We start from the raw sequence: 13,561 nt of genomic DNA on the forward strand, positions 1-13,561 counted from the left end.
CGGTCAGCTGCCCATCGTCAGCCCCTCGGCGCGGGCGCCCCGGCTGAGCACCGCCTTGCGGATCGCCTTGCGGACGTCCGTATACCCGGAGGTCCGGGCGAGATTGCGCACCCGCAGCGGTGGTCCCAGCACGGCGAGCTGCGGGATGTACTCGGCCTCGGTCACCTTCCAGCGCTGCCCGGCCCGGTCGGGCGGCGCGAACCGGAAGCGGGCGACGGTGCCCCAGTTGCCCTCCGGTTTCGTCATGGCGCCGGAGATCTGGTCACCGAGGCCGTAGGCGACCCAGGTGCCGTTGACCTTCTCGTACGGCTGGGGGGTGTGCGCGTGGGTACCGATGATCAGGTCGATATCGGGGCGGCCGTTGGTCTGCGAGGCGGTGAGCGTGCGGGCGAGTTGCAGTTGCTGCTCGGTCGGCGCGGTCCGGTATTCCGTGCCCCAGTGCGGGCTGACGACCACGACGTCCGCACCGGCCCGGCGGGCCGCCCGCGCATCGTCGGTGATCTTCTTCGCGGTGAGCAGGTTCACCGTCCAGGGCGCGGACGCCGGGCGGCGCTTCCGGTCGGTGCCGTAGGTGTACGCGAGCTGGGCCACCCGCGCACCGCCGTCGGCCTGCAGCAGCGCCGGACGCGCCCCCTCGGCGGCGTTGCGCCCGGAGCCGACATGCCGCAGCCCGACCGTGTCCATGGCCTCCAGGGTGCGGGCCACGCCCGGGACACCCCGGTCCAGCATGTGATTGGAGGCGGTGGAGCAGGAGTCGTAGCCGGTCGCCTTCAGGGCGGTGGCGAGCTGCGGCGGCGCCTGGTAGACGGGGTAGCCGGTGAAGGGACCGGTCAGCGGGCCGAGCGGCGCCCCCAGATGACACAGCGCCAGGTCGGCATCCGAGATGACCGGCTTCACGCCCGCCAGCATGGGCCGGTAGTCGTAGCCCGCGTCCGGTGCGTCGTCCTGCGCCGTGCCGAGCACATCCGGGGAGGACGGGATGATGTCCCCGGCGGCGACCAGGGTGAACGGGCGGGCGGCCGCCGCCATGGGGGCGCCCGCGTGGCCGCGCGGCTTGGCCTTGGCGAGAGGCGGCCGGGTGCCGTTCGGGGCTGGGTGCGGGATGCTGGGCGGGCGGCCGCAGCCCATGGCCAGCGCGGCGACCAGGGCGACGGCCGCATACCGTGTGTACGCGCTCATGCCGGACACAGATACCACCGGTTTCCGCCGCAATTCGGCCCTTCCACCGCAGCGCCCGGCGCTCTCCCCCGTACGGCCCCCCGGCCACGCCGCTCCGTCGTACGCTGCCCGGATGGCGCACACCTCGCGCGGCACCTCGTACAGCACGTCGCACGGCACCTCGTACGACGCCCGGCATGACGACGGCCGCTTCCCCGCCGGACTGCCCGTGGTCGCGCAGATGGGGCGGACCGCGTCCGGGCGGGCCTGGCTCGACCGGCTGCCGGGCATCGTCCGCGAGATAGAGGAGCGTTGGGAGCTACGGCTCGGCGCGCCTGTTCACGGCGGCAGTTGCTCCTGGGTGGCACCCGCCGAGCTGCCCGACGGCGGCACCGCGGTCCTCAAGGTGACCTGGCCGCACCGCGAGGCCGACGGCGAGGCACCGGGCCTGCACGCCTGGGACGGCCATGGCGCCGTACGGCTGCACCGCTGGGACCGCGAGCGCGGCGCCCTGCTGATCGAACGGTGCGACCCCGGCACCCCGCTCGCCGACGCCCCGCTGCCGCCCGCCGAGCGGCTCACCCTCGCGGCCGGACTGCTGCACGACCTGTGGGCGGCGCCCGCACCGCCCGACGGCCACCTGGAACGGGTCGACGCGGTCTGCGCCGAGTGGGCCGACGTACTGCAGGACCGGATGCTGCGGCTACGCCCCGGCTACGACCCCGGGCTGGTCGCGCTCGGCGCCGACCTGCTGCGGCGCCTCCCGGCGACGGCCGCCCGTGAGGTCGTCGTACACGGCGACTTCAACCCCGGCAATGTGCTGGCGGCGCGGCGTCGCCCGTGGCTGGCCATCGACCCCAAGCCGATGGTCGGCGACCCGGCATACGACCCATGGCCGCTGCTGCTGCAGACCGACGACCCCTTCGCGTACCCGGATCCGCGCCCGGTGCTCCGCGAGCGGTATGCGCTGGTCGCCGAGGCGCTGGGCGAGGACCCGGCACGGCTGCTCGCCTGGTCGGTGGCGCGCGGCGTGGAGAGCGCCCTGTGGAGCGCCGATCACGACGATGTCGCGGGCGGCGCCGAGGAGTTGACGCAGGCTCAGATCCTTGCGGAACTGGCCGGACTGTGAGGGTGAGGGGGCGCCGTACGGGTGGACGACGCCTCGGCTGAGGCCGCATGAGCCTTCAGCCCACGTCTGCCGATGCCCGAGCCGACCCCGCATCTGCTGCGCGCGGTCCGCTCCGCGATGCGCGAACGCCCCGTGTGGGACGCCCGGATCCCGCTCGGCCCACTGGCCGAGGCCCAGCTGCCCAAGGTCGTCGTCAACGGAACCCGGGAGACCGCGCACCCCGACTACCGCGCGTTCAGCGGCGAGGCGCCGGCGGCCTGCGGCAAGTACGTCGCCCACACGATCGGCGCCCGCCATGCTCTTTTCGCCGCTCATCGCGCCGTTCCTCGACATGGGTGCGGGCCACGCCACTCGCCACCCGCGCCACCGACGCCATGAGTCCACCAGGACACGGAAGGTCCGCCACGGCGAACACCGGAGGCTATGCGACGGCAGCCCGTCGCTCCGCCGCCGTCGCCGAGGGGTCGTAGTCGTCGGCGACACCGGGCACCAGAACGACATCACCCTCGATGTGCCGGGTGCGCAGCGGCAGGATTTCCTGATACGCGGGCGAGTCGTACCAGGCGCGGCCCCGGTCCATGTCCGGGAACTCGATGACGATGACAAAGCCCGGCCAGTTTCCTTCCCTCACCTCGACCGTGGCGTTGTGCACGCGGAAGCGGCCGCCGAACGGGTCCAGGGTGGCCTGGATTTTTTCGAGGTAGACGGCGATGTCGGGGTGTGGTGCGGTCGCCGGGCGGAGGTGGGCGATGCCGAATGCGGGCATGGCGGTTGCCTTTCTCGTGGTGCGGTGGGTGGGGTGAGCACGGTGGTGCGGTGGGTGCACCTGGGCGGTGCGCCGATGGCCACGTTTCCAGCCGCCGCCGGAGGGGTCGATTACCCGCGAGGTCATCGCGGGCAGGCAGGCCACCGGCGGATGGTGCCGCTGGAGGCCGTACGGCGTGCGGCGCGGTCAGCGCTCCCGGGGCCCGGGACGCGACATCGGTCAAGGCGGTGGTGCTGCCACAGCGGTGACCGTCCCCGCCGCGGAGCCCGGCGCTCAGCCCAGTGCCGCCAGTTCCGTCCCGGCGAGCAGGAAGCCCCCGACCCCGAAGTCCGCGGTGGAGTCATAGGTGACCGGCCGGCCCGATTCCGGCCGGTCGCCGACGCCCTGGACATAGCCGAGGAAACCGTCAGGGTGCACGGCGGTGCCGGCCATGGCGTTCCAGGCGCGGGCGACGACGGGGCGGAAGGCGCCGCGCGGCACGAGCCCGGCACGCAGCGCATACGCCATCGCGTAGGTGAAGAACGCGGAGCCGCTGGTCTCCGGGCCCGGCAGATGTCCGGGGTCGGCGAGGTTCATGTTCCAGAACCCGTCGGAGCGCTGGACGGCGCGCAGCGCGTGGAGTTGGCTGACGAGCGTGGCGCGGTAGGCACGGGCCGGCGCGAAGGAGTCCGGCAGGACGGCGAGCACCTTGGCGTGCGCGCCCGCCACCCATCCGTTGCCGCGCGACCACAGAACGGGTCTGCCGCTCGGCGACGCGATGCCACCGGGCAGGAACCGCTTGTCCCGGTACCACAGGCCGCGCTGCGGATCGCGCAGCCCCGGACCGCCCTCGGCGTTCTTGGTGTGGGTGTACAGCGCGTGCATCGCATCCCAGTAGCCCCGGTCGTCACGCAGCGCGCCGAGCCGGGCGAACGGCGGCATCGCCATGTGCAGCGCGTCGGCCCACCACCAGTCGTCGTGCTGCTCGGCGGAGGTGTCGACCATGCGCCGCAGGGAGCCCTCGATGGCGGCGATCTTGGCCGGGTCGGGCGAGGCGTCCAGCGCGTACAGGTCGAGGTAGACCTGCCCCGCACAGTGGTCGTCGGCGTGCCGGGTGGTGACGCCGCTGTGCAGCCCGTAGGCATGCCGCTGCGCCCAGCCGCTCGCATAGGCCAGATAGCGCGGCTCTCGGGTGAGGCGGTGCAGGGCCATCAGCCCGCTGAAGAACGTCGCGCGGGCCCACTGGTTGTCGCCGGGATCGGCGTGCGCGCCGATCCAGTGGTCGGCGACCCGGCGCAGTACGGCGACGATCTCGGCGCGGGCCGGCGGCCGGTCGGCCGGCCGCCGGGCGGGCAGCGTGGTACCTGCCGCGAATGCGGCGCCCGTGGCAAGGAATTGGCGGCGTTCCATGAACACACCTCTCGACAGCGCGACCAGATATGTGAACGACGTTCTGACGCCTGATTCGATCGGGCCCATGGTGGCAGCGAACCGGGTGCCGCGGAAGGGGGGTTGAGGAGCGGACGGGTGGGGAGGAGCGGACAGGCGCCGAGGAACGAGGAGACGCTGAGGAACGGGTCGGACCACGGCGGTCACACCCCTCGGCCTGTCGCCGCGTACGCGGCAGCGGCTCACCCGTGCCCCGCGGGCCGCACCTCAGACCGTGCCGCCACCCGCCAGAAACCGCTCGACCGGCAGCGTCGCCGCCCCCAGCGCCACCGCGTCCGGGCCCAGCCGGCACAGCTCGATGGTGCTGCGCTCGTACGGATGGCGCAGCGCCTGGGCCGCCACCGCCTCGCGGATCTGCGGGAGCAGCCGGGCGCCGAGCAGCAGCCCGGCCCAGCCGCCGAGGATGATGCGCCGCGGGTTGAAGAGATTGACCAGGTTGGCGATGCCGGCGCCGAGGCAGCCGGCGGTCTCCTCCAGGACGCGGCGGGCCGCTGCGGAGTTGTCCGCGCCGGCGATGAGGGCGGCCAGCGCGGATTCCTCGTCGGCGCCGGGCGCGGGGCGGCCGCGGCGGGCCTGGTGGTAGCGGTCCAGGATCGCCTCGGCGCCGACGTACGCCTCCAGACAGCCACGGCCGCCGCAGCGGCAGCGTCGTCCGCCGACCTGGATGACGGTGTGCCCCCACTCCCCCGCGCTGCTGGTGGCGCCGCGGTAGAAGCTGCCGTTGGCGACGACGGCGGCGCCGACGCCAGAGCCGATCAGCGCGATCACGGCGTGGTCGGCGCCGCGGCCCGCGCCGAACCACATCTCGGCCTGGCCCAGCGTCGTGGCGCCGTTCGCGATATGCAGCGGGAGGCCGGTGCCGGGGTGGGTCGCGGTGCCCTTCCGCAGCAGCCGGCCGAGCGGCACCGCGTCCCAGGCGAAGGTCTGGCCGTGCACCAGTGCGCCGCCCTCGCTCACCCCCGACCGCTCGACGATCCCGGAGACCGCCACGCCGACGCCGAGAATGTCGGCCGGGTCGACGGCGGCGGCCGCGATCACCTCGTCCAGTCCGGCCAGAATCCGCTCCACCACCGGTCCGGCATCGTGACGCCCGCTCTCGAGGGGATGGTCGGCCGTGGCCCGCTCGCGCATCGCCAGGTCGTACAGCTCGACCCGGACCCTGGTCTCACCCACCTCCACGCCGATGACGCAGCGCCGGCCGGCATCGACCCGCAGTAAAATCCGCGGCCGCCCGCCATCGGAGTCGACCGCCCCGGCCTCCACCACCACGCCCTCGCCCAGGAGTTCGCCGACGACGGTGGAGACGGTGGTGACGCTCAGCCCCGTACGGGCACTGAGGTCCTGCCTGCTCAGCGGCCCGTCGAAATAGAGGGACCACAGCAGCACCGAACGGTTCCCGCGGCGCAGGTCCCCGGTCGTGGCGCCTCGCCGGTCAGCCACCACGGGCATCTCCTGTCCCTCAGCTCCCCGGTGTCACATAATTCGAGAGGCGTCAAAAGGGTGTCAAGAGGTCTGCGGGAAGCCGGAACCCGACGGCCGCCCCGCTCAGATCGCGCCGCCCCTGCCCTCCCAGTACGGCTCCCGTAGCCGCCGCTTGAACAGCTTCCCCGACTCGTCCCGCGGCAGCCGCTCCTCGAACACCACCGCCCTGGGCACCTTGTACCCGGCCAGCCGCCCGGCGACATGGGCCCGTACCACCTCGGCGCCGAGCACCACACCCGGTTCGGTCTGCAGATGGGCGGCGAGCACCTCCCCGAACTCCTCGTCCGGGATGCCGAACACCGCCGCGTCCCGCACCCCGTCGAGGGAGAGCAGGCAACCCTCGATCTCCGCCGGGTAGATGTTGACCCCGCCGGAGATGACCATGTCGTTGCGGCGGTCGCTGAGGTAGAGAAAGCCGTCCGCGTCGAGGTGCCCGATGTCGCCGATGGTGACGTATCCGGGGAGGCCCGGCGCTTCCATCGCGGCGCGCTCGGCCGGGTCGCCGAGGTAGGTGAACTGTGGCCAGTTGTCCGAGGGTTTGAGGTAGATATCGCCGGTGGCACCCGTCGGCACCGGCTCTCCGTCGGGTCCGATGACCGCGACTCCGCAGGTCCCCTCGGCCCGGCCGACCGTGCCGGGGTGGGCCAGCCACTCCGCACTGTCGCACCACGTCACGGCGCCGGTCTCGCTGCCCCCGTAGTACTCCCGCAGCACCGGTCCCAGCCAGTCGATCATGGCGTGTTTGATATGCGGCGGGCAGGGCGCAGCGGCATGCACCACCGAGGTGAGCGAGCTCAGGTCGTAGCGCTCGCGCACCTCCTTGGGCAGCCGCAGCAGCCGTACGAACATGGTGGGAACCACCTGCACCTGCTCGATCCGGTGCCGCTCGACCAGCCGCAGGAACTCCTCGGCGTCAAAGCGCGGCATCAACGTGATGTCCAGGCCGGCGGCGAGCGCGAGCACCGCGTGCTGGCTGGGCGAGGCGTGATAGAGCGGGGCGGGGATGAGCGTACGGCCACCTGGCGCGACGGCGAAGTACGTCAGAAAGGACTGCACCGCCTCGGCGATCCGGTCCTGCGGGACGGGTGAGCGCAGAACTCCCTTGGGGCGTCCGGTGGTTCCGGAGCTGTAGATGACGGTGGGGGGACGTTCCGCGGCGGCCTGCGACAGGGGCTCGTAGCCGGCCAGCCAGGAGTCCAGGAGGGGGTGCGCGCCGGTGACGGCCGGCCCGCCGATGCCGCAGGCGGCCGCGACTCCGGCGGGAACCGGGGCCTCGATGACCCGTACCCCGGCGGGAAGCACCGCGGTCACCGCGTCCACCATGTCCGTGTGCGCGAACACGACCTTGCTGCCGCTGTCGGTGAGCACATGCCGTAGATCGTCGTGCTTGAAATGCCAGTTGACGGGCACCGCGGAGGCACCCAGCAGGGCGGCTGCGGCGGTGATCTCGAGATAGGCCGGTTCGTTGCGCATCACGACGGCGATCCGGTCGCCCGGCACAACTCCCATACCGCGTAAGCCTGTTGCGATGCGTCCGGCACGTTCGAGCAGCTCGGGATAGCCGCGTTCATGACCGGCGGTGCGGATGGCGGGCGCGGTGGCGGACGGGGCGACGGTGTCGTCCATGGTGCCTCCCATGCGTGTCGGCGGCGCCCATTGAACAGGCAGCTCCGACGGGATTCCATACCGCCGGCGTGATGTCAGCACGTACGGCATTCCCGCACCCGGCCTCCCTTCCCCCTCTTACATCCGAGGTCTCCCCACGTCATCCCCGCGAAAGACCCTCAACTACGTGCCTCTTCCGCTGACTTGTTTTCCCTTTCCTCCGATGTTTGTCGCATCCGAGGTCTTCCGATCCCGGTGCCCGGCGCTGCACCATGCGGGGTGGCACAGGAGGCACACCCGGCCGGGCCTGCCGGCCCCACCGACCGAGGGAGCGAGCCATGTACAGCCGCACAAGACGCGCCCGGCTACTGGGCGTTGTGGGAGCACTGAGCGCCTTGCTCCTGACCGTCGGCACCCCCGTAGCAGCCGCCCCGAAACCCCCGCCCCGCCCCGCCGCCACCGGTCCCGGCACCAATCACGCCACCGACGACCCCTTCACCTCCGCGCGCACCTCCTGGTGGCGCCAGGACCGCTTCGGGATGTTCATCCACTTCGGGGCGTACTCCCACCTGGAGGGCGAGTACACCCAGCCCGACGGCACGGTCTGCCGTAACGCCGAGTGGATCAAGCGCGAGTGCAAGATCCCGAACGATGTGTACGAGAAGCAGGCCGCCACCTTCGACCCGGCCGACTTCGACGCCCAGGCGATCGTCAGGGCCGCCAAGGACGCCGGCCAGCGCTATATCGTCATCACCGCCAAGCACCACGACGGCTATGCGATGTGGCCCACCGAACAGAACACCTGGAATCTGCGCGACCACTCCTCCTTCGACCCGCACCGCGACATCCTCGCCGAGCTGAAGAAGGCCGCCGACGCCGCCGGCATCAAGCTCGGCTTCTACTACTCCATCTGGGACTGGCACGACCCCGACTTCGCCGACCCGGCGACCTTCCCGCGCTACAAGAAGCGGATGTACGGCCAGCTCAAAGAACTGGTCGACAACTACGACCCGGCGCTGCTGTGGTTCGACGGCGAGTGGGACGCCGACAACCCCACCAATAACTGGTCCCGCCAGGACGGCGCCGATCTGCAGGCGTATCTGCACGGTCTCAACCCCCGCCTGATCCTCAACAACCGCGTCGGCAAGCGCGATGTGGTCGACGGCGACTTCGGCACGCCCGAGCAGGAGATCCCCGCCGAGCCGGTCGACGGGCAGCTGTGGGAGAGCTGTATGACGCTCAACGACCACTGGGGCTTCGCCAAGTACGACACCCACTGGAAGTCGTCGGCCACCGTCGTCCGCAACCTTCTGGCCGTCGCCGGCCGCGGCGGCAACTATCTGCTCAACGTCGGCCCGGACAAACGCGGCCGCATTCCACAGCCGTCCGTGGACCGGCTGCGCGAGGCCGGCCGGTGGCTGAGCTCACACGGCCAGGGCGGCGCGGTGTACGGGGCCGGGCACACCGGTCTGGTCGCGGAACCGTCATGGGGCACGGTCTCGCGGCGGGGCAATGAGCTGTACGCCTCCGTGACGTCCTGGCCCGAGGCAGGCCGGCCCCTGCACCTGACCGCGAAGGGCTCCTTCACCATCACCGCGGCGGAGGTACTGGGCAGCCCCCAGCAGGTCAAGGTCACCCCCGCCGGAGACGGCTACGACCTCACCCCGTCCGGCGCAGCCACCGGCCCCCTGGCAAGCGTCATCCGCCTCACCATCAAGCCCCCGCCGGCCGCACCCATCGGCACCGGCACCGGCCTGACGGCCCAGAGCTGGGCGAACGACTCCTTCACCGGTCCGCCCGCGGTGACGACCGTCGACCCGACCGTGAACAAGTCCTACCGCTTCGACGGTTCCCCGGACCCCAAGATCCCCGCCGACCACTTCAGCACCCGCTGGACCGGCACCATCCAGCCGCGCTTCGACGAGACGTACACCTTCACCACCGTCTCCGACGACACCGTACGGCTGTGGATCGACGGCAAGCCCGTGATCGACAGCACCACGCCGCACGGACCGAAGGTCGACAAGGGCACCGTCACCCTCAAGGCCGGCCACCGCCACAGCATCCGGATCGACTACACGGAGGGCACCGGCGAGGCCCATATGAAGCTGCTGTGGTCCAGCCCCAGCCGGCCTCAGCAGATCGTGCCGCAACGCCGGCTCTACGCCGACTGACCGCGGAGGATCCGCAACCTCCGGAAATAAATCTCGCCCATTGGCCCGATCGGGTCACCGGCGCACGGCGGGACGGGTCCACGCCCGCTCGCCGTGCGCCGTCACCCCGCACTGTCAGTGCCCCCTCCTATCCTCGGGGAGCATGAACCATGACGAGATCCTGCGTACGCATGGCCAGGCCATCGAGCTCTTCGGGAGCCGGGTCCATGCCGTCCGTGACGACCAGTGGGACGACCCCACACCGTGCACGGAATGGTCGGTGCGCGATCTGGTGAACCACCTCACGGCCGAGCAGCTGTGGGTGCCCCGCCTGGTGCGGGACGGCGCCACGATCGCGCAGGTGGGCACGGATTTCGACGGCGATCAGCTGGGCGTCGACCCCGCCTCGGTCTGGGACCGGGCGGCGGTGGCCGCGGTGGCGGCGTTCAGCGAACCGAGCGCGCTCAGCCGCACCGTCCATCTGTCCTACGGGTCCAGCCCGGCCGATGCCTACTGCGCCCAGATGATGGCCGACGCCGTGGTGCACGCCTGGGATCTCTCCCGCGCGATCGGCGCCGATGAGCAGCTGCCGGAGCATCTGGCGACGGCGGCCCTGCGCGAGGTCGAGCCGTACGCCCCGGGCCTCGGCGCCTCCGGGCTCTTCGCCCCCGCGATCGAGTCCCCGGCGGACGCCGACGACCTCACCCGGCTGCTGGGCCTGCTGGGCCGCCGGGCCTGACACCGTCGGTACGACGAGGAGCGGCTGCCTCCTGGCGCCGCTCCCGTCCGTCCGTTCGTGTCATCCGCCGTGACAATGCGGCCGGACGACGCCGCGCATCAGTCGATGCCGCGGAAGATGTACGGCTCGGCGGGGTCGTCGTCACAGCCGGCGAGGCGCACCGGGGCACAGCGGTCCCAGACCTCGAGGTTACGGACTTCCTTGATGCGGCCTGGCCGGTCACCTTGCTTCGACCGGGGCTGCCTGTACTGAGCCTTGTGCAGTGCCACCACTCACTCCTTCATTGAGGTAACGGTCCGACGCGGTGGCGCCTTGTTCACAAACCGGGAGGTCGGCCAGGGTTTGTGGCGGTCCCGCGACGGGCCAATGGTGTTGGCGTCTCCCAGAAGGGTCGTCCGTCAACCACCAGCGTATCGACGTCCCGCGCGGTGCGCTCGGCATTTTCCGGCGATCCGGGGACGTCGTCGGACGGCGCAAACGGCGCCCTCCGGTTGCCGAATATGTCCGGCTTCGTAGGCTTGGCGTCATCCGGTAGGTGAGCGAGTACCGGCAGCCGCGCGCCTTTCCCTCAGGTGCGCGGCTGCCGGTGCTACGCATGGCGGGTGGAATGGTTCGCGGATCCCGGGTACTGGCTCGGACGGCTTGTCTTTCAGCGGATGCTGGCGGTGCTGTATGTCGTCGCGTTTGTCGCAGCGGCTCGGCAGTTCCGGGCACTGATCGGGGCGCGGGGGATGCTGCCGGTGCCCGAGTTCGTGGCGCGGGTGCCGTTCCGGGCCTCGCCCTCGGTCTTTCAGCTCCACTACTCGGACCGGTTCTTCGCGCTGTGGGCATGGGGCGGGGCGCTGCTGGCGGCGGCCGTGGCGGCGGGGGCGGCGGATGCCGTGCCGTTGTGGGCGTCGATGGTGATGTGGCTGGTGCTGTGGGCGATGTATCTGTCCATCGTCAATGTGGGGCAGACCTGGTACAGCTTCGGCTGGGAGTCGCTGCTGCTGGAGACGGGCATGCTCGCCGTCTTTCTGGGCAACGCCGCTACCGCTCCCCCGGTCCCGGTCCTGTACCTGCTGCGCTGGGTGCTGTTCCGGGTGGAATTCGGGGCCGGGCTGATCAAGATCCGCGGCGACAGCTGCTGGCGCGACCTGACCTGCCTCTACTACCACCACGAGACCCAGCCGATGCCCGGTCCGCTGAGCTGGTTCTTCCACCATCTGCCCAAACCCCTGCACCGGGTGGAGGTCGCCGCGAACCATGTGGCGCAACTCGGGCTTCCGGTACTGCTGTTCACGCCTCAGCCGGTGGCGGGATGGGCCGCGTTCGCGATGGTCGTCACCCAGTTGTGGCTGGTGCTGTCGGGCAACTTCGCCTGGCTGAACTGGCTCACCATCACACTGGCCCTGTCGGCCGTCCCCCCCTCGTGGTGGCACCCGTCCTCGGCGCCCGCCGCGCCCCCGGTGTGGTTCGAGGCCCTCGTCATCGCGGCCACCGTGCTCGTCCTCCTGCTCAGCTACCGCCCGGCGCGCAATCTGCTGAGCCGGCAGCAGCGCATGAACACGTCGTACGAATCGCTGCATCTGGTCAATTCCTATGGCGCGTTCGGCAGTATCACGCGGGTGCGCCGGGAGATCGTGGTGGAGGGGACGGCCGATGCGGTGACCGGACCCGGGACGACCTGGCTCGCGTACGAGTTCCGCGGCAAGCCGGGTGATGTCCGGCGGCTGCCGCGCCCGTACGCGCCGTATCACCTGCGGCTGGACTGGCTGATGTGGTTCGCGGCGCTCTCCCCGGCCTATGCACGGGCGTGGTTTGTGCCGTTCGTGCAGCGGCTGCTGGAGAACGACCGCGACACGCTGCGTCTGCTGCGGACCAATCCGTTCCCCGACGTCCCGCCGGCGCGGGTGCGGGCCCGGATCTTCCGGTACCGCTTCACGACATGGCGGGAGTTGCGCGAGACCGGGGCCTGGTGGCACCGGAGTGAGGAGCGGGACTTCCTGCCGCCTATGGCGTTGTCGCCACTGCCGCCGACGCCTCCGCCGCCGTCATCTCGGCGCGGAAGGCGATGACCATGTCCCGGGCATGCCGTAGCCCGATGCGTCCGAAGTCCCTTTCCAGCTTGGCGAGTTCGGCGAGCGTCTCGACCCGGCCGCTTCCCAGGCGGGCGCGGGACTTGACCAGACCCAGGCGGGAGAGGGCGACGCCGCGTGGCTCGTGCATATCGCTGAATTCCGCCAGGGCGAGGGCGTAGGTGTCGCGCGCCGCCTCGTAATGTCCGGCGCGGTAGTGGACGTTGGCGCGCATCTTGTGGTTGTAGGCGAGCGCACTCGCCAGGTCCATGGTGCGGCAGATGGTCTCGGCCTCGGAGAGCAGGTCCAGCGCGCGGTCCGCGTCGCCCTGTACGGACAGGACGTCGGCCACGCCGCGCAGCGACCAGGCACGGCCCCGGGCGTCGTCGGCCTCGGTGGCTATCCGGACGGATTCCTCGAACAGCTCGAGGGCCTTGTCGTAGCCGCCGGTGTTGCGGTGCATCTGGGCGATGCCGGACATCGCCCAGACCATATGGCGGGGCTCGCCGTGCGCCCGGCCCTCTTCGAGGAGGCGTTCGTGGAGTTCGGCGACCGCGGCGTAGTCGCCCTGGATGCGGCCGGTCTCGGCGAGTCCGGCCAGGGAGTAGCCGTGGGCCAGGCGGTCGCCGCTGCCCGCGGCCAGCTCCACGGCATGGGTGAGCAGCCGGCGGGCGAGCGGAAGCGTGCCGCACTGGCGGGCGAGGGTGCCGCCGCTCCACAGGGCCCATGACATGGCGGCCGCGTCGCCCGCGTCGCGTGCGCTGCGGTAGCTGTCCCGCCAGGCGGTGCCGGCGTCGCTCACCCGGCCCAGCCGCCGGTTGGCCTCGGCGACCGCCAGCGCGGCGCGGGCCCGCTCCAGCGCCGTGGCCGCGCCGGCCTGTGCTCGTCTCGCCGTGGCCAGCACCTCCTCGTACGAGGAGTTCACACCCAGTGCCGAGCCCAGTTCGCCCTGATATTCCGGGGCGAATGCCTTGCCGTACATATATTCGTGGCCTCTCGCTCATCTCCGTGCATTGATCACGAAACTACGAGGAGTGCGGGGTC

At 71.5% G+C, this 13,561-nt stretch carries 12 protein-coding genes; 5 read left to right on the forward strand and 7 right to left on the reverse strand.

The window, feature by feature from the left end:
- Positions 1 to 3: 3 nt before the first annotated feature.
- Entirely contained in the window at positions 4 to 1,179 is a 1,176-nt protein-coding gene (locus ACZ4S3_RS02010; protein ID WP_467924586.1) for a CapA family protein, read from the reverse strand.
- Positions 1,180 to 1,291: 112 nt separating this feature from the next.
- On the opposite strand from ACZ4S3_RS02010, the gene ACZ4S3_RS02015 reads away from it, so the two are divergent.
- Positions 1,292 to 2,287 (forward strand): aminoglycoside phosphotransferase family protein, encoded by a 996-nt coding sequence (locus ACZ4S3_RS02015; protein WP_467924588.1) that lies wholly within the window; start codon positions 1,292 to 1,294, stop codon positions 2,285 to 2,287.
- A gap of 72 nt (positions 2,288 to 2,359) precedes the next feature.
- A complete protein-coding gene (locus ACZ4S3_RS02020; protein ID WP_467924590.1) occupies positions 2,360 to 2,665 on the forward strand; it encodes a hypothetical protein in 306 nt (101 codons plus the stop codon).
- Between the two features lie 43 nt (positions 2,666 to 2,708).
- Here ACZ4S3_RS02020 and ACZ4S3_RS02025 read toward each other — a convergent pair whose 3' ends face one another.
- The 4 genes from ACZ4S3_RS02025 to ACZ4S3_RS02040 all read right to left on the reverse strand — a co-directional run bounded on the left by ACZ4S3_RS02025 (position 2,709) and on the right by ACZ4S3_RS02040 (position 7,589).
- The gene (locus tag ACZ4S3_RS02025; protein WP_467924592.1) at positions 2,709 to 3,053 is read right to left on the reverse strand and encodes a DUF1330 domain-containing protein; all 345 of its coding nucleotides are present in this window, start codon (positions 3,051 to 3,053) and stop codon (positions 2,709 to 2,711) included.
- A gap of 273 nt (positions 3,054 to 3,326) precedes the next feature.
- Entirely contained in the window at positions 3,327 to 4,442 is a 1,116-nt protein-coding gene (locus tag ACZ4S3_RS02030) for a glycoside hydrolase family 88 protein (protein ID WP_467924594.1), read from the reverse strand.
- A 246-nt stretch (positions 4,443 to 4,688) separates the two neighbouring features.
- Positions 4,689 to 5,921, reverse strand: coding sequence for an ROK family transcriptional regulator (locus ACZ4S3_RS02035; protein ID WP_467924596.1), 1,233 nt, complete (start codon positions 5,919 to 5,921; stop codon positions 4,689 to 4,691).
- A gap of 105 nt (positions 5,922 to 6,026) precedes the next feature.
- Entirely contained in the window at positions 6,027 to 7,589 is a 1,563-nt protein-coding gene (locus ACZ4S3_RS02040) for an AMP-binding protein (protein WP_467924598.1), read from the reverse strand.
- 317 nt (positions 7,590 to 7,906) lie between these two features.
- Here ACZ4S3_RS02040 and ACZ4S3_RS02045 point away from each other — a divergent pair, with 317 nt between their 5' ends.
- Positions 7,907 to 9,742, forward strand: a complete 1,836-nt coding sequence (locus ACZ4S3_RS02045) for an alpha-L-fucosidase (protein WP_467924600.1) — start codon at positions 7,907 to 7,909, stop codon at positions 9,740 to 9,742.
- 142 nt (positions 9,743 to 9,884) lie between these two features.
- Positions 9,885 to 10,460, forward strand: a complete 576-nt coding sequence (locus ACZ4S3_RS02050; protein ID WP_467924602.1) for a TIGR03086 family metal-binding protein — start codon at positions 9,885 to 9,887, stop codon at positions 10,458 to 10,460.
- A gap of 98 nt (positions 10,461 to 10,558) precedes the next feature.
- On the opposite strand, the gene ACZ4S3_RS02055 is transcribed toward ACZ4S3_RS02050, so the two are convergent.
- Positions 10,559 to 10,729, reverse strand: a complete 171-nt coding sequence (locus tag ACZ4S3_RS02055) for a hypothetical protein (protein ID WP_467924604.1) — start codon at positions 10,727 to 10,729, stop codon at positions 10,559 to 10,561.
- 333 nt (positions 10,730 to 11,062) lie between these two features.
- Between ACZ4S3_RS02055 and ACZ4S3_RS02060 the strand changes: the two genes are divergently transcribed.
- On the forward strand, positions 11,063 to 12,517 hold the full coding sequence (locus ACZ4S3_RS02060) for a lipase maturation factor family protein (RefSeq protein WP_467924606.1): 1,455 nt from the start codon (positions 11,063 to 11,065) through the stop codon (positions 12,515 to 12,517).
- Here the strand turns inward: ACZ4S3_RS02060 and ACZ4S3_RS02065 are convergent.
- The gene (locus ACZ4S3_RS02065) at positions 12,453 to 13,499 is read right to left on the reverse strand and encodes a tetratricopeptide repeat protein (protein WP_467924608.1); all 1,047 of its coding nucleotides are present in this window, start codon (positions 13,497 to 13,499) and stop codon (positions 12,453 to 12,455) included. The genes ACZ4S3_RS02060 and ACZ4S3_RS02065 overlap by 65 nt on opposite strands.
- Between the last annotated feature and the right edge of the window lie 62 nt (positions 13,500 to 13,561).

This window comes from Streptomyces sp. NPDC028368 (genome assembly GCF_055565615.1).